This is a genomic window from Agromyces sp. G08B096, assembly GCF_040267705.1.
In the GTDB taxonomy this organism is placed as follows: Bacteria; Actinomycetota; Actinomycetes; order Actinomycetales; family Microbacteriaceae; genus Agromyces.
Map to the genome: position 1 here is coordinate 1,316,171 of NZ_CP158374.1, position 18,279 is coordinate 1,334,449.

The following is an 18,279-nucleotide window of genomic DNA, read 5'->3' on the forward strand; positions in this document are numbered from 1 at the left end:
CGCTGCGCACCGGCGCCGGCTGCCTCGGCCGTTTCACGCCGCGCCGCTTCGAGCCATCGCCGGCGACTACGAGTTGTGGTCGGCGTTGTAGCGCTCGAGCACGTCGTCGAGCGGGCCGTCGAGCACGAGGGCGCCGCCGTCGAGGTAGAGGCCGCGGGTGCAGAAGCGGCGGAGGTCGCGCTCGTTGTGGGAGACGAAGAAGAGGGTCCGGCCGCCGGCGAGGAGCTCCTCGATGCGCGCGTAGCACTTCTCGCGGAACGCCTTGTCGCCGACGGCGAGCACCTCGTCGACGAGCAGGATCGGTTCCTCGAGCTGCGAGATGACGGCGAACGCGATCCGCACCTTCATGCCGCTCGACAGGTGCTTGTAGGGGGTGTCGACGAAGTCGCCGATGCCGGCGAAGTCGAGGATCTCGTCGAACTTCGCGTCGACCTGGGCGCGGGTCATCCCGTGCAGGCCGGCGGTGAGGTAGACGTTGTCGCGGACGGTGAGGTCGTCGACGAAGCCGCCGGTGATCTCGATGAGCGGCGCGACGCCGTCTTCGACGAGCACGGAGCCCTCGTCGGGCAGCATGACCCCCGCGACGAGCTTCAGCAGCGTCGACTTGCCCTGGCCGTTCCGCCCGACCACGCCGATGGCTTCGCCGGGGCGCACGTCGAACGTCACGCCGCGCAGCGCCCAGAACTCGCCGGGGCGGGTGCGCCGGCGCTTGCCCGACAGGAGGTCCTTGAACGAGCGCCGCCCGCGGCGGTTGCGCCGGAACCGGACGCCGAGCCCGTCGACCCGGATCGCGTACTCCGGGCCGGCGCCGGGTGCCGTCGGCACCGTGGTCGAGGCATCCGTCATCAGATCTCCTTCAGCACCTGACGCTCGCTGACCCGGAAGACCCAGAGTCCGATCGCGAGCAGCAGGGCCGACATCGCCGCGGCGACGCCCACCTCGAACCAGCTCAACTGCTCGGGGAAGAAGCCGGAGCGGTAGAGCCCGAAGATGCCCGTGAGCGGGTTGAACGCGGCCCAGAACTGCATGCCGTCGGGGAGGTCGGTGGCGCCGTAGATGATCGGCGTCGCGTAGAAGAGGAAGCGGAGCACGAGTTTCACGGCGCGCTCGAGGTCGCGGAAGAAGACGACGAGCGGGGCGACGATGAGCGCGACGCCCGCGGTGAGCACGGCCTGCAGCAGCATCGCGAGCGGGAAGAGCGCGAGCTCCCAGGAGACGCCGGCCTGGAACACGACGGCGAACAGGGCGAGCACCGGCAGGGCGAGCACGAACTCGATGCCCTTCGACAGCACGATGCGGTTGACCCAGATGGTGCGGGGAATCATCGTCGAGCGGACGAGTTTCGCGTCCTTCAGGAACGCGCGCGTCGAGTCGGAGACCGCGCCGTTGAACCACATCCACGGCAGCAGCGCCGAGAGCAGGAAGACGATGTACGGCTGCTCGCCGACGGTGCGGTCGAACACCTGGGTGAAGACGAACCAGTAGATGCCGGCCATGACCAGCGGATCGAGCACCGACCACACGTACCCGAGCGCTGAGGTCGAGTACCGCACCTTCAGGTCGCGCGTCGTCAGGAGCCACAGCGAGTGCCGGTAGCGCGACCACCACGTCCGCTGCAGCGGATGCGTCTCGGCGTAGCTCGTCACGCCCCCATCGTAGATGCCGTGCGGCGGTAGGTTTGCTGTGGGGGCTCGTGCGCGTGCCGGCCCCGGAAGGAGCGTTGTGCACCGCACCAGTACCCGGGTCCTGCTGAGCTGTGCGGCGATCGGCGTGGGCGGCGGCGTCGTCGCCGGGGCATCCGGCTACCTGGCGGCCGCCTTCGCGGTGTTCGGCCCGCTCTTCTACGGCCTGACGGCCGGCTCGCACTTCCTGCCGAGCGTCGTCGCGCTCGCGCTGCTGAAGCGTCCCGGCACTGGCCTGCTCGCCGGGCTCATCGCGGGCCTCGTGGGGGCGGCGTTCGCCCCGTGGTGGTTCTGGCGCTACGTCGGCACGGGCCTGCTCGTCGGCGCGCTGCTCGAGCTGCCGTTCCTCATCGCCCGCTACCGCCGGTGGGATCCTTGGCTGTTCTACGTCTCCGGCGGCTTCGCCGGCCTCGTGCTCGCCATCGGCGTGTTCTTCGCCCTCGGCGCCGAGCACTACGCCTGGTGGGCGTGGGCGATCGCGCTGGCGTGCTGGGTCGGCAGCCCCGTCCTGTTCATCTGGATCGGCCGGATCATCGCGCGCGCCCTCGAACGTGCCGGCGTCGCCAGATCGCTCACCCGCACCCGCGCCTAGCTGCGATGCGGGGGCGCATCACGGCCCCGGAACGACGAAGAGCGGATGCCTCGCGGCATCCGCTCCTCTGCTGTGGTGCAGGATTCGTCGACGATCAGACGAAGTGGTTCGCCCGCTCGAGGTCTTCGGCGAAGTCGATCTCGACCGCGTAGAGGTCGGACACGTCCATCGGCTCGACGAGGAGGCCGTTGCGCTCGATCGCGAGCTCGAGGCCGCGCTCGAAGTAGTCCTGGTCGCCGACCCGCTGCAGGTGGGCGAGGAAGGTCGCCTTGTCGCCGCTGGAGATGTAGTTGATGCCGACGGCCTCGCCGAGCCCGCCGCGGACGGTCTTGGAGAGCTCCTTGATGTAGCCCTCGGCGCTCGTGGTGTACTTCACCTCTTCGTCGGAGACCTTCGCCGTGTTCACGGTGACGAACGACTGGTCGCGCTCGATGAAGGGCAGTGCGCGGTCGAGGATGCGCGGGTCGAACACGACGTCGCCGTTCATCCAGAGCACGCCGCCGGGCTGCGACGCCTGGAGCGCGCGCATCAGCGACTTCGACGTGTTCGTCTGGTCGTACTCCTCGTTGTAGACGAAGGACGCCTGCGGGAACGCCTCGATGATGTGCTCGAGCTTGTAGCCGACGACGATGGTCACATTCGGCTTGGGGCCGAAGGCGTGCTCGATGTTGTCGAACTGCTGGCGCATGATGGTGCGGCCGTCGCTGAGTTCGGTGAGCGGCTTGGGGAGGGATCGCCCGAGCCGGCTCCCCATGCCGGCTGCGAGAATCACGATCTGGGTGGTCACTGCATCTCCTTCGGTGGTTCGGATGCTGCGTCGGGACCGATCTCGTTCGTGGATCGTTCGCCCGTCGTTCACCCGGAAGTACGAATGTGGACACGCCGTTATGCCGGAGTTCAGCCTACCGGAGGCCCCACGCCCGCCAGCGGGAACGGTGGACGGTCGTCACGCGATCGTGACCGTTCGTACAGGAGACGTTCAGGATCGGATCAGCCCCCGGGATGATTCCCTCGCACGGGGGAGGACGGAGGACCGGCTCCGTTGATACCGTTGCCGGGTGACTTCAGTTCCGCGCTCAGAACACGACGACGAGGCTCGCGAAGGCACCGGCCGGGGGGCGTCCGCAGGGGCGACGCCGCGCACCGGCCGGACCGCCCGCGGCGCCTCGGCCCGCAGTGCGTCGAGCGCTGCGACCGAGGCGGCCGAATCGACCGCGACGGCGCAGGAGACGGATGCCTCGGCCGCCGTGCCCGAGGCGGCGAAGCCGGCCGCGAAGCGCGCGCCGGCGAAGAAGTCCGCCGCGAAGACGGCCGCGGGAGCGGGGGCGACGACCGCCGCGGCGAAGAAGCCCGCCGCGACGCCGAAGCGGACGACCGCGGCGAAGCGCACGCCGACGGCATCGACCGGCGCCGCCGCTGCGGAGGCGACCTCCGAGCCGGCCGCCGGCTCCAAGCGCACGCCCGCCTCGCGCACCGCCTCGAAGTCCGCCGCGGCTGCGCGTGGCCAGGCGGCACGCACCACCAAGACCACCGCGGAGAAGGGCGCCGCTGCGACGAAGGCCGCGCGCTCACGCGCCGCGGAGTCCACCGCGCGCAAGCGCCAGCCGCGCATCGCGGCGTCGATCACCACGGAGACGACCGCCGCCGAACGGCCGCGGAAGACGGGGGAGGAGGCCGTGGTCGCCGCCGCGGTCGCCGCGGACGTGCCCGAGGTCGTGGAGCTCGACGAGACGGCGGCCACCGCCACGTCGGTGGACCCGGCTCCGGTCGAGGCCGAGGCGCCCGCTGAAGCCGAGCCGGCCGTTGCGGCCGAGGCGTCTGCTGAAGCCGAGCCGGCCGTTGCGGCCCAGGCGCCCGCTGCGGCCGAGGTCGCCGTCCCCGCGGCAGCAGAGCCGGCGGACGAGGCATCCGTCATCGCGGAGCCGGCCGCCGACGCGTCCGTGGCCGAGGCGCCGGTCGCTGAGGCATCCGTCGCGGCGTCCGACAGTGCGGTGGCGGTGATCCCGGCGCCGGCCGCCAAGCCGGCGCAGCGGAAGAAGCGCACGCTGCGGGTCGCCCGCGAGGCGCCGCCCGCCGACGCACCGACGGTGCTGCAGGTCGAAGGGCTCGTGAAGCGCTTCGGTCCGAACGTCGCCGTCGACCAGATCTCGCTCGACGTGCGGGCCGGTTCGTTCTACGGCGTCGTCGGACCGAACGGCGCCGGCAAGACGACGACGCTGTCGATGGTCACCGGGCTGCTGCGCCCCGACGAGGGCGTCGTCCGCATCCACGGCATCGATGCCTGGGCCGACCCGAAGGCGGCCAAGCGCGCGACGGGCGTGCTGCCCGACCGCCTCCGGTTGTTCGACCGGCTCACGGGCGCCCAGCTGCTCGACTACTCCGGGACGCTCCGCGGACTCGACCACCGCACGGTGCGCGAGCGCTCGGTCGACCTCATCAACGCGTTCGGCCTCGAAGACGCGGTCGACCGCCTCGTGGCCGACTACTCCGCCGGCATGACGAAGAAGATCGCCCTCGCCTGCGCCATGATCCATTCGCCCCGGCTGCTCGTCCTCGACGAGCCGTTCGAGTCGGTCGACCCGGTGTCGGCCGCGAACCTCACCGAGATCCTCGAGCGCTACGTCGCCGGCGGCGGCACCGTCGTGCTCTCGAGCCACGGCATGGACCTCATCGAGCGGGTCTGCGACTCGGTCGCCATCGTGGTGGCAGGCCGAGTCCTCGCTCAGGGCACCCTCGACGAGGTGCGCCAGGGAGAGACCCTCGAAGACCGGTTCGTCGAGCTCGCGGGCGGGCGCAAGGCAGCGGAGGGGATGGAATGGTTGCACAGTTTCTCCGACTGAAACTGCGGCTGCTCGCGAACATCTTCAAGCGCAGCCCGTGGCAGGTCGTCGGGATCGCGATCGGTCTCGTGTACGGGCTCGGCCTCGCCGGGCTGCTCTTCTTCGCCATGGTGGGCCTGCGCTTCGTCGACGACGTGACCGTCATCCGCGACGCCTTCATCGTGGGCGGTGCTGCGACCGTCATCGGGTTCATCATCTTCCCGCTGGTGTTCGGCGTCGACGACACCATGGATCCGCGGAAGTTCGCCCTCTTCGGCATCCCCGACCGCACCCTCGCGTTCGGGCTCGGCGTGGCCGCGCTGATCGGCGTGCCGGCGCTGGTGCTCGCCATCGTGCTCCTCGGCACGGTGATCACGTGGTCGCGCGGCGTCGGCGAGACGCTGCTGGCGATCATCTGCGCGGCCATCGCGTTCGCGACGTGTCTGCTGATCGCCCGGGTCGCGACCGCGACGGGCTCGATGCTCCTCTCGAGCCGTCGAGCGAGGGAGTTCTCCGGGGTCCTCGGTCTCCTGCTCATCGTGGCGCTCTCTCCGGCCATCGTGCTCCTCGTCACGCTCGACTGGGCCGAGTCGGGGCTGCTCGTGCTCGGCGCGATCGCCGACATCCTCGGCTGGACGCCGTTCGGCGCCGCCTTCGCGGTGCCGGGCGACGCCGCCGCGGGCGCGTGGGGCGCCGCCCTGCTGAAGCTCCTCATCGCCGCAGCGACCCTCGGCCTCATCTGGCTCGCCTGGCAGAAGCTGGTCGCGGTCATGCTCGTGACGCCGAGCCACGAGGGCTCGGTGAAGAGCTACCGGGGCCTCGGCTGGTTCGACCGGCTGCCGCACACGGCGACCGGCGCGATCGCGGCCCGCAGCTTCACGTACTGGTTCCGCGACGCGCGCTACTGGGTGTCGTTCATCATGATCCCCGTCGTGCCCGTGCTCGTCATGGTGCCACTCGCGATCGCCGGCGTGCCCGGCGACTATCTGCCGCTCATCCCCGTCCCGCTCATGTCGCTCTTCCTCGGCTGGGGTCTGCACAACGACACCGCGTACGACTCGACCGCGGTGTGGCTGCACATCGCGTCCGGCGTGCGCGGCGCGGCCGACCGCTTCGGCCGGATCATCCCGGTCCTCGTCGCGGGCATCGTGGTCATCGGGCTCGGCAGCGCGATCACGGCGCTCGTGCTCGATGACTGGCGGATGGTGCCGAGCGTCATCGGTGTCAGCACGGCGCTGCTGCTCGCCGGTCTCGGGGTCGGCGCGGTGAGCAGCGCACGGTTCCCGTACCCGGCCGTGAAGCCCGGCGACAGCCCGTTCCAGCAGCCGCAGTCGACCGGAGCGATCACCGCGCTCGTGCAGTCCATCACGATGTTCGGCTCGCTTCTCATCGCCCTGCCGGCGCTGGCGTTCGGGGCCCTCGGCATCCTCGTCGACCCCGAGTGGCACCTGCTCTCGCTCGCGTCCGGTGTGGTGCTCGGCGTGCTGACGCTCATCTGGGGCGTGTTCTTCGGCGGCCGCGTCTTCGAGCGCCGCGGGCCGGAGATCCTGCAGGCCGCGCTCCGCGCGTAGCCGCGTAGAATCGAGCGCATGTCCGAGACCGTGCTGCCCGAGACCCCGCGCGCGAGCATCGCCGATCCCGACCAGCCCGGCGGCGGCACGAGCGTGCTCGACCGCGAGCTCGAGAAGCTCCTCGAAGAGGAGCACATCGAGCCCGGCGACCACGAGCGCTTCTCCCACTACGTGAAGAAGGAGAAGATCCTCGAGTCCGCCATCACCGGCAAGCCGGTGAAGGCGCTGTGCGGCAAGAAGTGGACCCCGGGGCGCGACCCCGAGAAGTTCCCGGTGTGCCCCACCTGCAAGGAGATCTACGAGCGGATGAAGCAGGGCTGAGCCCGCTTCGCGCTCAGCTCACCGGTAGACCGTCGGGATCGCCGGTTCGCCGCGGCCGAGCCGGAACGCCTCGATCGGCAGCTCCTGCATGACCTCGGCGCGGTGCGCACGAGCGGCCTCCGTGCCGGCGATACCGGTGTACGAGGCATCCGCCACGCCGCCCGACATCAGCTGCACCATCAAGGGGCGGAGGCGCTCGTCGGGCGCGAACTCGTCCTCCCCGTCGGGACCGTCGCCGATGAAGACCAGCTCCTCGCGCGCCGTGCGCGTGGAGTCGAGGCGGCGGGCCGCGTTCTTCCGGCCGCCGACCGACGTCTTCGAGGCGGAGGCCTTGGCGACCGCGACCCACTCGCCGTCGTCGTCGCGACGCGCGACGAGCTTGAACACCATGCCCGCGGCCGGGAAGCCCGAACCGGTGACGACCGCCGTGCCGACGCCGTACGAGTCGACCGGGGCGCCCGAGAGGGCCGCGATCGTGAACTCGTCGAGATCGCTCGTCACGGTGATCTTCGTGTCCACGGCGCCGAGCGCGTCGAGCTGCTCGCGGACGGACGCGACGACCGTGGGCAGGTCGCCCGAGTCGATGCGGACGGCCCCGAGCTCCCGGCCGGCGACCCGGACCGCCGTCTCGACGCCCTGCTCGATGTCGTAGGTGTCGACGAGGAGCGTCGTCTTCGGCCCGAAGGCCTCGACCTGGGCGCGGAACGCGGCCTCCTCGCTGTCGTGCAGGAGGGTGAACGCGTGCGCGGCGGTGCCCATCGTCGGGATGCCCCAGGTGCGGCCCGCCTCGAGGTTGCTCGTCGCGTCGAAGCCCGCGATGTAGGCGGCGCGCGCCGCGGCGACGGCGGAGCGTTCGTTCGTGCGGCGCGAGCCCATCTCCGCGAGCGGTCGGCCGAGCGCCACCGAGACCATGCGGGCGGCCGCGCTCGCGACCGACGAGTCGTAGTTCAGGGTCGAGAGCACCAGCGTCTCGAGCATGACCGCCTCGGCGAAGCTCGCCTGGATGGTGATGAGCGGCGAGCCGGGGAAGTACGCCTCGCCCTCGCGGTAGCCCCAGATGTCGCCGCGGAACCGGTAGTCGGCGAGCCAGTCGAGGGTCGCGGGCCGCACGACCTCGTGCTCGCGGAGCCACTCGAGCTCGGCGTCCTCGAACCGGAACCGTTCGATGAGCTCGAGCAGGCGTCCCGTGCCGGCGACCACGCCGTACCGGCGCCCGTCGGGCAGACGCCGCGCGAACGCCTCGAAGAGGCTCTCCCGGTGGGCGGTGCCGTCCTGCAGGGCGGCGTCGACCATGGTGAGTTCGTAGCGGTCGGTGAAGAGGGCAGCTGAGCCGGTCACGGGATGAAGCCTAGCCAGGTCGGGCGGGGAGGTCCGCATCCGCGCGGCCCGGGGGCGAGGCATCCGCCGTCTAAGCTTGACGATCGTGACGGACGCACCGATCGGCATCTTCGACTCCGGCGTCGGCGGGCTCACCGTCGCGCGCGCGGTCATGGATCAGCTGCCGAACGAGTCCATCCTGTACGTCGGCGACCTCGAGCATTCGCCCTACGGCCCGAAGAAGATCGCGGATGTCCGGCGCTACGCGCTCGCCGTGCTCGACGACCTCGTCGCCCAGGGCGTGAAGATGCTCGTCATCGCGTGCAACACCGCCTCGGCGGCCATGCTCCGCGACGCCCGCGAGCGCTACGACGTGCCCGTCGTCGAGGTGATCCAGCCGGCCGTGCGGCGAGCCGTGGCGGCCACGAAGTCGGGTCGGGTCGGCGTGATCGGCACCCAGGGCACCATCCAGTCGCGCGCCTACGACGACGCGTTCGCCGCGGCCCCGCACCTCGAACTGTGGTCGCAGGCGTGCCCGCGGTTCGTGGAGTTCGTCGAGGACGGCGTCACGACCGGCGACGAGGTGCTCTCGGTCACCGAGGAGTACCTCGCCCCGCTGCAGCGCGCCGGCATCGACACCCTCGTGCTCGGCTGCACGCACTACCCGTTCCTCAAGGGCGCGATCTCCTACGTCATGGGGGAGGACGTCACGCTCGTCTCCAGCGACGTCGAGACCGCCAACGACGTCTACCGCGTGCTCGTGGGGCGCGGCCTGGAGCGCCGGGCCGCGACGCCGCCGACGCACCGCTACGAGGCGACGGGGGAGTCCACGAGCGCCTTCCTCGACCTCGCCAACCGTCTCATCGGCCCGCAGGTGCCGAGTGTCGAGCTCGTGCAGACGGGCGCCATCCACCTTCCGAAGGGACTTCTCTCGTGACCGAATCCGCAGCCGACCTCGTCCGCGCCGACGGGCGCACGCCCGACCAGCTGCGCGAGGTGACCATCGAGCGCGGCTGGTCGGCGCACGCCGAGGGCAGCGCCCTCATCTCGTTCGGTCGCACCAAGGTGCTCTGCACGGCCAGCTTCACGAACGGCGTGCCGCGCTGGATGAACGGCACCGGCAAGGGATGGGTCACCGCCGAGTACGCGATGCTGCCCCGGTCGACCAACACGCGCAACGACCGCGAGTCGGTGAAGGGCCGCATCGGCGGCCGCACGCACGAGATCAGCCGGCTCATCGGCCGCAGCCTCCGCGCCGTCGTCGACACGAAGGCGCTCGGCGAGAACACCATCCAGATCGACTGCGACGTGCTGCAGGCCGACGGCGGCACTCGCACCGCGGCCATCACGGGCGCCTACGTCGCGCTCGCCGACGCCATCGAGTGGGCCCGCGGCAAGAAGTTCATCGGCCAGCGGGCGACGCCGCTCATCGACACCGTCTCCGCGGTCTCGGTCGGCATCATCGACGGCACCCCGATGCTCGACCTCGCGTACGTCGAGGACGTGCGCGCCGAGACCGACATGAACGTCGTCGCCACGGGCCGGGGCCTGTTCGTCGAGGTGCAGGGCACGGCTGAGGGCGCGCCCTTCGACCGGCGCGAGCTCGACGCCCTGCTCGACCTCGCGCTCGGCGGCACCGCCGAGCTCGCCCGCATCCAGACCGCGGTGCTCGCCGCGCACGACGAGGCGGCCGGCGCGTGAGCGAGGCATCCTCGACGCTGGAGGTCGTGCTCGCGACGCACAACCAGCACAAGGTGGCCGAGTTCCAGCGGATCCTCGGCGAACGGATGCCCGGACTCACCGTGCTCGCGTACGACGGCCCGTCGCCGGTGGAGGACGGCACGAGCTTCGCCGAGAACGCGCTGATCAAGGCGCGGGCCGCCGCCGCGCACACCGGGCGGATCGCGCTCGCCGACGACTCGGGCATCTGCGTCGACGTGATGGGCGGCGCGCCGGGTATCTTCTCCGCGCGCTGGGCCGGCAGCCGGGCCGGCGACGAGAACAACCTGCGGCTCCTGCTCGACCAGCTGGCCGATGTGAAGCGCCCCGACCGCGGCGCATCCTTCCGCTGCACCATCGCGCTCGTCGTGCCCGACGCGCTGGTGCCGGGCGGCGAGGAGGTCGTCGCCGAGGGGCGCTGGCCCGGTGCCCTCGCCTACGAGCCTCGCGGCTCGCACGGCTTCGGCTACGACCCGATCTTCGAGCCCGAGGGGCGTGAGGTCACGGCGGCGGAGCTCGCTCCCGAGGTCAAGAACGCCGAGAGCCACCGGGCGCGGGCGTTCGCCGCGCTCGTGCCCGAACTGGAGCGCGTCGCAGCCGGGCTCCGCTGAGAACGCGACTCATTCCTATCTCGGCCTGATCGGGCGTTTCCGGCCTACGCTGGACGTGATGAGCCACGATCACGCGCACGACCACGCCGGCACCGCCACCCGCACCAGGCTGCTGACGGCGATCGGCATCATCGGCGCGTTCCTCGTGGTCCAGGTCGTCGGCGGCCTGCTGAGCGGATCGCTCGCACTGCTCGCCGACGCCGGGCATATGGCGAGCGATCTGCTCGGCCTCATCGTCGCGCTCGTCGCGGCGCTCGTGGCGGCGCGTCCGGCGACCGACCGCCAGACGTACGGCTTCCGCCGGTTCGAGGTGTTCGGCGCACTCGTGAACGGCGTCATCCTCACGGTCGTCGCGGTCTCGGTCGCATGGGGCGCGATCGGCCGGCTCGTCGCGGGCGGCGAGGGCGAGGCGCACGAGGTGCAGGGCCTGCCCATGCTCGTCGTCGCCGTCGTGGGCCTGCTCGCCAACATCGCGGCGATGCTCGTGCTGCGGGCCGGCGCATCCACCTCGATCAACCTCAGGGGCGCCTACCTCGAGGTGCTCGGCGACACCGTCGGCTCGGCGCTCGTCATCGCGGCGGCGATCGTCATCCTCACCACCGGGTGGGATGCCGCCGACCCGATCGCCTCCCTCGCGATCGCGGCCCTCATCCTGCCGCGCGCGATCGTGCTGCTGCGCGACGTGATGCACGTCCTCAGCGAGTCGGCACCCGCTGACACCGATGTCGCCGAGATCCGCGAGCACCTGCTCGGCGCACCGGGGGTGGTCGCCGTGCACGACGTGCACGTCTGGCAGATCACGTCGGGTCAGCCGGTGTTCACGGCGCACGTCGAGGTCGATCCCGAGGTCTTCGCCTCAGGCCGTGCAGGCGCGCTCCTCGACGAGCTCGGCGGCTGCCTGTCGGCGCACTTCGACGTCGAGCATTCGACGATCCAGCTGGAGCCCGCCGGACGTGCGGATCAGGAGCACGCCTCCCACCGGTGAGTTCGCGGCGTGCCGGGCCGCGGGCGTGAGGCTACTTCTCGTCGTGCTGGGGGCCGCGCTCGAACACGTCGGGGTCGAGCACGAGCTGCTCGGCCTCCGCCTCGTCGGTGACGACGTCCTCGCCGGCGCGTGCGGCCTTCTTCGCCTTCGACCGCTCGCGCAGGTAGTGCCAGAGCGTGACGATGGCCGTGCCGCCGACCGCGGCGAGCAGGATGAGGTCGATGTACTCCTTGACGAGGTCGCCGACGACCGGGATGAACCCGATCGCGTAGCCGAACATCGTCAGGCCGAAGCCCCAGAGGATCGCGCCGATGAGGTTGTAGAGGGTGTACTTGCCCTTGTTCATGTGGCCGACGCCGGCGGCGACGGGCGCGAAGGTGCGCACGATCGGCACGAAGCGGGCGAGGATGATGGTGAGCCCGCCGAAGCGCTCGAAGAAGGCGTTGGTGCGTTCGACGTTCTTCACCGAGAAGAGGCCGGACTCCTTGCGTTCGAAGACCGCAGGGCCCGCCTTGTGCCCGATGTAGTACCCCACCTCGCCGCCGACGAACGCCGCCAGACCGATGAGCAGCGACACCCACCACACCGAGATGCCGAATACGCCGTTCGGGCCGCCCGCGCCGGCGTGCGAGAGCAGGCCGGAGATGACGAGCAGGGTGTCGCCCGGCAGGAGGAACCCGACGAGGAGGCCGGTCTCGGCGAAGACGATGAAGCAGACGACGAGCAGAGCCCACGGGCCCGCGCCCGCGATGATCGTCTCGGGGTCGAGCCACGGGATGAGCGCGGTGTGGATCACGTCGGGATGCTCCTGTCGTCGGCGGACGCGGGAGCGCCTCGCGTCACGTGCGGCGGGGTTTCGTGCAGTCTACCGAGCGGATGCGTCGGCGGGATGGGGGGTCGCCCTGAATCATCCGAGCGGATGACCCGCGCGGGGCATCCCGGCCGTCACGCGGCGAGCGCCTCGAAGATGGCGCCGTTCAGTCGGAACGAGGCCCGCGCTTCCTCGATCAGCACGTCGACCTGGTCGGGCCGCAGTGCGAGGGCGTTCATCGCCTCGCGGTAGCGCCGCTTGTAGCGCACGACGCCCTCATCGCCGAGGTCGAAGTCGTAGAAGCGCAGCTGGTCGGCGGTGGCGCCGTAGTGGCGGGCCACGAGTCTCGCGATGGCCTGCCCGCCCGAGAGGTCGCCGAGGTACCGGGTGTAGTGGTGGGCGAGATACCGGACGTCGTCGTCGGAGATCGCCCGCAGGTGCGCCGCGTACGCGGCGGTGGCGACGAGCGGCGGATGCGTCTCGCGCCAGTCGGCGGCGCCGAGGGCCGCGAGGTCGGACTCGATGGCCGCGAGGCGGGCGAGCGCAGGGTCGAAGACGGCGGCGTCACCGGGCCGTGCGCCGCGCTCCTCGAGCGCTTCGTACACCCAGCCGAACTGCGCGAGGTACCGCGTGTAGTCGCCGAGCGACAGCTCGCCGCCCATGAGCCGGGTGATGAAGCCGCGGGACTCGGCGTTGCGGTGGTCGTCGGCGGTCGCCGCACGCACGAGCGCGGCGACGTCCAGCGGTTCGGCGGGAGCGTTCGTCTCGGCGGGGGGAGCGATGGTCATTCGGGTGCCCTTCGAGGTGAGGTTAGGCTTGCCTCACACACTACGGGATGCCTCGATGCGGCGGAACCACGATCGGATGTCGGCGGCCGCCCGTACGCTCCCCGCATGGAGTACGGCCTCATCTACACCGGCACCGACCCCGACCTCGCGGTGGAGTTCGCGGCGCTCGCCGAACGGCACGGCTGGGACGGGTTCTTCGTCTGGGAGGGCATCTGGGCGACCGACCCGTGGGCGACGCTCGCCGCGGCGGCGATGGTCACCGAACGCATCCGGCTCGGCACGATGCTCACGCCGGTGCCCCGCCGCCGGCCGTGGGAGCTCGCCGGTCAGACGATGACCGTCGACCGGCTCTCGAAGGGGCGCGTCATCCTCTCCGCCGGACTCGGGGTGCCCGAGTCGGTGGAGCAGCGGTTCTGGATCTTCGAGTCCGATCCCGGGCGGCGCGAGCGCGCCGAGCTGCTCGACGAGTCCCTCGACCTGCTCGAGCACCTCTGGCGGGCCGAGCCGTTCGAGTACGACGGCGCCCACTACCGTGCGCAGCGCACCGACGAGATGCTCCCGCTGCCGACGATCCAGCAGCCGCGCATCCCGACCTGGGTCGTCGGCGTCTGGCCGCGGCCGAAGTCGATGCGGCGCGTCGCCCGGGCCGACGGCTGGATCCCGAACTACGCGCCTCCCGGCACGGAGATCACCGCCGAGGCCCCCGGCTACACGCCCGAGGTCGCCGCTGAGGCCATCGCCTGGATCCGCCGGGAACGCGAAGCTGCAGGGCTCGGCGATCGTCCCTTCGCCATCACGCAGGAGGGCACCACGAGCGCCACGGATGCCGAGGCCGCCGCGGCGACCGTGCGGCCGTGGGCTGAGGCGGGCGTGACCTGGTGGCTCGAGTCCGACTGGTCCATCCCGCCCGAGCGCATCGAAGCCGTCACGCGCGAGCGCATCGAGGCGGGGCCGCCGAGGCTCTGAGCGAGCCCGTCACCCCGCGACGGCGCCGCACCGCCAGCACGGCGTCGCGCCGACCCCCTCCACGAACGCGCCGCACTCGCACACCCGCGACAGCCAGCACGCCGGATCGCCGCCCGAGTCCGGTTCGGAATCGGGATGGCCCGGCGTCACATTCGGGGCATCCTCGGTCATGCGCCAATAGTCTCAGGCCGTGGCATCCGCAGACCAGGTCGTCATCGAGCCGAGCGTGCTCTACGTGGGCACACCGACCTACCTCATCGCGACCGAGAATCCCGACGGGACGGCGAACCTCGCGGCCGCCTCGTCGTACTGGGCGCTTGGCCGCATGCTCGTGCTCGGCATCGAGGTCGACGGACAGACGGCCGCGAACCTGCTCGTGCGGCCCGACCTCACGGTGAGCTTCCCGTCCGCGCCGCTCTGGCGGGCGGTCGCGCGCCTGTCCGACCTGACCGGGCGCGACCCGGTGCCGGCCGCGAAGGCGGCCCGCTACCGCTTCGAACCCGACAAGTTCCGCGCGGCCGGGCTCACGCCGCGCGCGTCCGATCTCGTCGGCCCGCCCCGGGTGGCCGAATGCGCGCTGGCGTTCGAGGCCCGCGTCCGACGCGCGACCCCCGGACTCGACGGCAGCTACCTCATGGTCGAGGCCGAGGTGCTGCGCGTGCACGCCGACCGCGCCGTGCTCGACCCCACGGGGCAGCACATCGACCCCACGGCCTGGAACCCGCTCGTGTACGCGTTCCGCCACTTCTTCGAACGCGGCGTCGAGGTCGGATGGCTCGCCTCGAGTCCGACGGCGCCGCACCCGCCCGTCCTCGACTGAGGCGGGGTGAGTGGGTCGACACCGCCCCCTCCCGTTGCATCCGGTGTTCCCTCATCCGGCAAGCCCGGGCTCGGAGTCGACCCACTCGCGTGAGTCGACTCGGCCGGAGCGGCATCATGACGCGAGTCGGGAGGAGTATTTTCCGATCAGCCGGTGACGGTGACCGGGACCGTGGCGCCGACGCGGTCGCCGGCGGTGTACCGGGCCTTGATGCCGGACAAGTCCCACGAACCGATGAACGGGACGAAGTCGGTGATGCACTCGCCCGGGCCGATCGTCGTTTCCAGACTCCACGAGGGGAAGCGGATCTCCACGTCGGCAGCCTCCCTGCCGCACGTGGTTACGCGCGCGAGGAGGCCGAAGATGGGGTCGACGACGAGGCCTTGGACCGTTACCTGCGGTGCGAGCAGTTCTATCGACGCCACGGCACGGGTCGACACGTTGCCGGCGACATCCACCTGCCACGTTTCGAGCGTGGACGGCCCCGCGGGGAGATCAGTGAGCGTGAGTTGCCACGCGCCTGACGCGTCGGCCGTCGCCGATGAGGTGACGCCACCGGCCATCACGGTGACGGATGCCCCGGGCTCGGCTCCTCCGGAGACGATGGGCATCACGAGCCCGTCGAGGGTGTCGACGCTCGCGATCGACGGGGGAGCCGCCGACGTGTCGCCCGGCTGGGCCGGAGTCGTGGGAACGGTCGGTGTTCCACCTGGGGCCGGCGCCTGCGGCTCGGCCGGTTCGGGCTCGGCCGGTTCGGCTTCAGTGTCGTCCTCGAGCGGCGTGGGCGCGACCACAGGCGGCGGCGCGACCGCGGCGGGCGGCTTCGCGACGTCGGGCTCTTCGGCGGTATCGGGAGACGAGCCCGTAGTGGACGAGCCCGAGCCTGGAGCATCCTCGGCGGCCTCGGCGATCGGCGCCGAGGTGGGCGCCTCCGCGGCGGGCGCGACCGCCGGCAGCACGAGCGCCGTGGCGAGCACGCCGACCGCCAAGACGCCCACGCCGCCGACCACGAGTCCGGTGGTGACCGAACTGCTCGACGACCCGGCGGAGGCTCCGCCCGACGCACCGCCCGACGCGCCGCCGGATGCCCCTCCGGTCGCCGCGATGGTGACCGATGCCGACATCGCGACGCCGGCACCGACGCCGGCCGCGAGATCCGCGCCCGGCGTACCCTGCTGTAGCCAGGCGGTGTACGTGCTCGCGCCCGTGATGCCCGCCGCCAGGGGCAGCAGCACGAGCGCGAGACGCGACCCGACCTCGCGCGCCTCGGCCGCGACGATCGTGCACTTGGCGCAGTCGTCGAGATGGCGGTCGACGCGGCCGGTGTCGCGGGGGCCGAGCTTGCCGCGCGTGTAGCTGCCGAGCCGATCGATGGTCCAGCGGCACTCGGGGTCGTCGGCGCCCTTCAGGTGGGCGCGGATCCAGGCCTGACGCAGCCCCTCCCGTGCGCGGTAGGCGAGGGCGGCGGTGCTGTTGGCGCTCATGCCGACGAGCGGGGCGATCTCGGCGGGGCTCATCTGCTCGACCTCGCTGTACCAGAGCACCTCCTGCCAGCGGGTCGGCAGTGAACGGAACGCCTGCGCCGTGAGGCTGCGATCGAGCGCGTCGAGGGTCGTCGACTCGGTCGTCTCCTCGGCCTCGAACGACTCGAGCGTGTCGAGCGCCGTCTCGCGGCTGCGGCGCCCCCACGTCGCGGCGGTGTTGCGGATCGTCGTGAACAGGTAGGGCCGGAACGCGCCCGTGGGGCCGCCGCCCTTGCGGATCGCGTCGAAGATGCGCGTGAACGACTCGGCGACGAGGTCGTCGGGGTCGAGACTGCTGTACGAGCGCGCGACCGTGCGACCGGCGCGCGCGTGCCGGCGCCAGAGCTCGGCGTACGCGTCGCCGTCGCCCGAGCGCGTCCGTTTCACCAGGTCGGCGTCGGGCAGGGTCGTCACGGCACGCACGGGGCGGTCCTCTCGGGTGGTCGGGGAGCGGGGATCCGGGTCTGGTCCCCGCTGGTGCAGACGCCGTCGGCCCCCGGATATGACGCGAGCTGGCGTCATCCGTGGGGACGGCTGTGCCGTTCGGGTGTCACCGATGCGGCGTTCGCGAGCAAAGGGGGTATCGTCGTCGCGGAGCTTCCATTGTTCCACCCCGCCGCGCGGGCGATCCGGGGCGTCGACGAAGACGTCGGCGGCTCCGTCGAGAACTCGCGCGGCGGCATCTCGCTCCCCGCGCCGGTCGACCGGCGCACGGAGCCCGGCGACGAGGCATCCGTTCCCGTGCCGCCGCCCCTCAGTCGACGCCCGCGCCTCGCTGTCGCACGTCGAGCCGGTATCGGCGCTTGCCGGAGGACGCAGCGTCGAGTCGGTCGTAGAACCGGATGGCGTCGACGTTCCACTCCGGCGTCTGCCACTGCAGCTCGCCGAGGCCCTGCGCGGCCGCCAGGTCGACGGCCGCGTCTACGAGACGCTGACCGACACCGCGGCCGCGGGCCTCCGGCCGCAGGTAGAGGCAGTCCAGATGCAGGTACTCGCCGGCCGCCCAGGTGGATGCCTCGCGCGAGCAGGTCGCGTAGCCGATGAGTTGCCCGTCCGCGAGCGCGACGAAGCCGTATAGCCGCGGAGACGGCTCGAAGAGGAGGCGCTCGAGCGCGGGGAGGGTCGTGGTCGGGCGCGGTGCGCGCTCGAACGCGGCGTGGTCGTGGATGAGCTCGATCAGCCCGGGCAGGTCGGCACGTTCCACCTCACGGATGCCGCGGCGCTCGCGCGCCGGGGTCATTCGAGGACCGGCGTGAGGAAGCGCCGCTCGTATCGGCGGATGCAGCCGGTCTCAGCCGCCAGGCGGAAGGCGTCCTGGCATTCCGGGTCGGTCTTCGACGCGATCCGGTACTGCTCGTACGCGGCGAGCGACGGGAAGGAGAACAGCGCGAACGCTTCGTCGCTGTCGCCCTCGCTCGGCAGGAAGTAGCCGTGGTGCGTGCCGCCGAGCCGGTTCACGAGGTGGATCCACCGCCGCCCGTACTCTTCGAAGTCGTCGAGCTTGTCGGCGTCGATCTCGTATCGCAGGTGCACGGTGATCATGCCTCCACCCTGCCAGGGCGGTCGGTTCGAGCCCGGTACGGATGCTGCCAACGTTGCGGCGATGCGCGCCAGTTCCGTGGTGACCGTCGCGCGGGGGCATGCGTCGGTACGTCGTGCGGAAGGAGGGACTTGAACCCTCACGCCCGAAGGCACAGGAACCTAAATCCTGCGTGTCTGCCGATTTCACCACTCCCGCGAGTGCTCGAACAGTC

The 18,279-nt window shown here is 71.6% G+C and carries 19 protein-coding genes and 1 tRNA gene; 10 read left to right on the top strand and 10 right to left on the bottom strand.

Going from position 1 to position 18,279, the window contains the following annotated elements:
* Positions 1 to 66: 66 nt before the first annotated feature.
* Together ABIQ69_RS06400 and ABIQ69_RS06405 are read right to left on the bottom strand one after the other, a co-directional pair.
* Entirely contained in the window at positions 67 to 846 is a 780-nt protein-coding gene (locus ABIQ69_RS06400; RefSeq protein WP_350349539.1) for an ABC transporter ATP-binding protein, read from the bottom strand.
* Complete coding sequence (locus ABIQ69_RS06405; RefSeq protein WP_350349540.1) at positions 846 to 1,646, bottom strand: ABC transporter permease; 801 nt, start codon at positions 1,644 to 1,646, stop codon at positions 846 to 848. The genes ABIQ69_RS06400 and ABIQ69_RS06405 overlap by 1 nt, the downstream gene beginning before the upstream one ends.
* Positions 1,647 to 1,722: 76 nt before the next feature.
* Between ABIQ69_RS06405 and ABIQ69_RS06410 the strand changes: the two genes are divergently transcribed.
* Complete coding sequence (locus ABIQ69_RS06410; protein WP_350349541.1) at positions 1,723 to 2,274, top strand: ECF transporter S component; 552 nt, start codon at positions 1,723 to 1,725, stop codon at positions 2,272 to 2,274.
* Positions 2,275 to 2,368: 94 nt separating this feature from the next.
* On the opposite strand, the gene ABIQ69_RS06415 is transcribed toward ABIQ69_RS06410, so the two are convergent.
* On the bottom strand, positions 2,369 to 3,061 hold the full coding sequence (locus ABIQ69_RS06415; RefSeq protein WP_350349542.1) for a phosphocholine cytidylyltransferase family protein: 693 nt from the start codon (positions 3,059 to 3,061) through the stop codon (positions 2,369 to 2,371).
* Between the two features lie 928 nt (positions 3,062 to 3,989).
* Here ABIQ69_RS06415 and ABIQ69_RS06420 point away from each other — a divergent pair.
* The 3 genes from ABIQ69_RS06420 to ABIQ69_RS06430 are packed head-to-tail and all read left to right on the top strand — an operon-like array spanning position 3,990 to position 6,985.
* A complete protein-coding gene (locus ABIQ69_RS06420; protein ID WP_350349974.1) occupies positions 3,990 to 5,114 on the top strand; it encodes an ABC transporter ATP-binding protein in 1,125 nt (374 codons plus the stop codon).
* Positions 5,090 to 6,664, top strand: a complete 1,575-nt coding sequence (locus ABIQ69_RS06425; protein WP_350349543.1) for a hypothetical protein — start codon at positions 5,090 to 5,092, stop codon at positions 6,662 to 6,664. The genes ABIQ69_RS06420 and ABIQ69_RS06425 overlap by 25 nt, the downstream gene beginning before the upstream one ends.
* 18 nt (positions 6,665 to 6,682) lie before the next feature.
* The gene (locus ABIQ69_RS06430; RefSeq protein ID WP_350349544.1) at positions 6,683 to 6,985 is read left to right on the top strand and encodes a DUF3039 domain-containing protein; all 303 of its coding nucleotides are present in this window, start codon (positions 6,683 to 6,685) and stop codon (positions 6,983 to 6,985) included.
* An 18-nt stretch (positions 6,986 to 7,003) separates the two neighbouring features.
* Here ABIQ69_RS06430 and ABIQ69_RS06435 read toward each other — a convergent pair whose 3' ends face one another.
* On the bottom strand, positions 7,004 to 8,323 hold the full coding sequence (locus ABIQ69_RS06435) for a nicotinate phosphoribosyltransferase (protein ID WP_350349545.1): 1,320 nt from the start codon (positions 8,321 to 8,323) through the stop codon (positions 7,004 to 7,006).
* A gap of 85 nt (positions 8,324 to 8,408) precedes the next feature.
* Between ABIQ69_RS06435 and murI the strand changes: the two genes are divergently transcribed.
* The 4 genes from murI to ABIQ69_RS06455 are packed head-to-tail and all read left to right on the top strand — an operon-like array spanning position 8,409 to position 11,617.
* The gene (murI, locus tag ABIQ69_RS06440; RefSeq protein ID WP_350349546.1) at positions 8,409 to 9,239 is read left to right on the top strand and encodes a glutamate racemase; all 831 of its coding nucleotides are present in this window, start codon (positions 8,409 to 8,411) and stop codon (positions 9,237 to 9,239) included.
* Positions 9,236 to 10,003, top strand: a complete 768-nt coding sequence (gene rph / locus ABIQ69_RS06445; protein ID WP_350349547.1) for a ribonuclease PH — start codon at positions 9,236 to 9,238, stop codon at positions 10,001 to 10,003. Before murI ends, rph begins: the two co-directional genes overlap by 4 nt.
* Complete coding sequence (gene rdgB / locus ABIQ69_RS06450; protein ID WP_350349548.1) at positions 10,000 to 10,632, top strand: RdgB/HAM1 family non-canonical purine NTP pyrophosphatase; 633 nt, start codon at positions 10,000 to 10,002, stop codon at positions 10,630 to 10,632. Before rph ends, rdgB begins: the two co-directional genes overlap by 4 nt.
* 58 nt (positions 10,633 to 10,690) lie before the next feature.
* Positions 10,691 to 11,617 (top strand): cation diffusion facilitator family transporter, encoded by a 927-nt coding sequence (locus ABIQ69_RS06455; protein ID WP_350349549.1) that lies wholly within the window; start codon positions 10,691 to 10,693, stop codon positions 11,615 to 11,617.
* 31 nt (positions 11,618 to 11,648) lie between these two features.
* Here the strand turns inward: ABIQ69_RS06455 and ABIQ69_RS06460 are convergent, their stop codons facing one another.
* Complete coding sequence (locus ABIQ69_RS06460; protein WP_350349975.1) at positions 11,649 to 12,410, bottom strand: VTT domain-containing protein; 762 nt, start codon at positions 12,408 to 12,410, stop codon at positions 11,649 to 11,651.
* A 152-nt stretch (positions 12,411 to 12,562) separates the two neighbouring features.
* Positions 12,563 to 13,216 (bottom strand): biliverdin-producing heme oxygenase, encoded by a 654-nt coding sequence (locus ABIQ69_RS06465; RefSeq protein WP_350349550.1) that lies wholly within the window; start codon positions 13,214 to 13,216, stop codon positions 12,563 to 12,565.
* Positions 13,217 to 13,321: 105 nt separating this feature from the next.
* Between ABIQ69_RS06465 and ABIQ69_RS06470 the strand changes: the two genes are divergently transcribed.
* Both ABIQ69_RS06470 and ABIQ69_RS06475 read left to right on the top strand, forming a co-directional pair.
* Positions 13,322 to 14,182, top strand: a complete 861-nt coding sequence (locus ABIQ69_RS06470; RefSeq protein WP_350349551.1) for an LLM class flavin-dependent oxidoreductase — start codon at positions 13,322 to 13,324, stop codon at positions 14,180 to 14,182.
* Between the two features lie 190 nt (positions 14,183 to 14,372).
* On the top strand, positions 14,373 to 15,002 hold the full coding sequence (locus ABIQ69_RS06475; RefSeq protein WP_350349552.1) for a flavin reductase family protein: 630 nt from the start codon (positions 14,373 to 14,375) through the stop codon (positions 15,000 to 15,002).
* Positions 15,003 to 15,148: 146 nt separating this feature from the next.
* Here ABIQ69_RS06475 and ABIQ69_RS06480 read toward each other — a convergent pair whose 3' ends face one another.
* From ABIQ69_RS06480 to ABIQ69_RS06495, 4 genes are all read right to left on the bottom strand, one after another.
* The gene (locus tag ABIQ69_RS06480) at positions 15,149 to 16,948 is read right to left on the bottom strand and encodes a sigma-70 family RNA polymerase sigma factor (protein WP_350349553.1); all 1,800 of its coding nucleotides are present in this window, start codon (positions 16,946 to 16,948) and stop codon (positions 15,149 to 15,151) included.
* 331 nt (positions 16,949 to 17,279) lie between these two features.
* A complete protein-coding gene (locus ABIQ69_RS06485) occupies positions 17,280 to 17,765 on the bottom strand; it encodes a GNAT family N-acetyltransferase (RefSeq protein ID WP_350349554.1) in 486 nt (161 codons plus the stop codon).
* On the bottom strand, positions 17,762 to 18,067 hold the full coding sequence (locus ABIQ69_RS06490) for an NIPSNAP family protein (RefSeq protein ID WP_350349555.1): 306 nt from the start codon (positions 18,065 to 18,067) through the stop codon (positions 17,762 to 17,764). The genes ABIQ69_RS06485 and ABIQ69_RS06490 overlap by 4 nt, the downstream gene beginning before the upstream one ends.
* A 114-nt stretch (positions 18,068 to 18,181) precedes the next feature.
* A tRNA-Leu gene (locus ABIQ69_RS06495) sits at positions 18,182 to 18,263 on the bottom strand.
* Between the last annotated feature and the right edge of the window lie 16 nt (positions 18,264 to 18,279).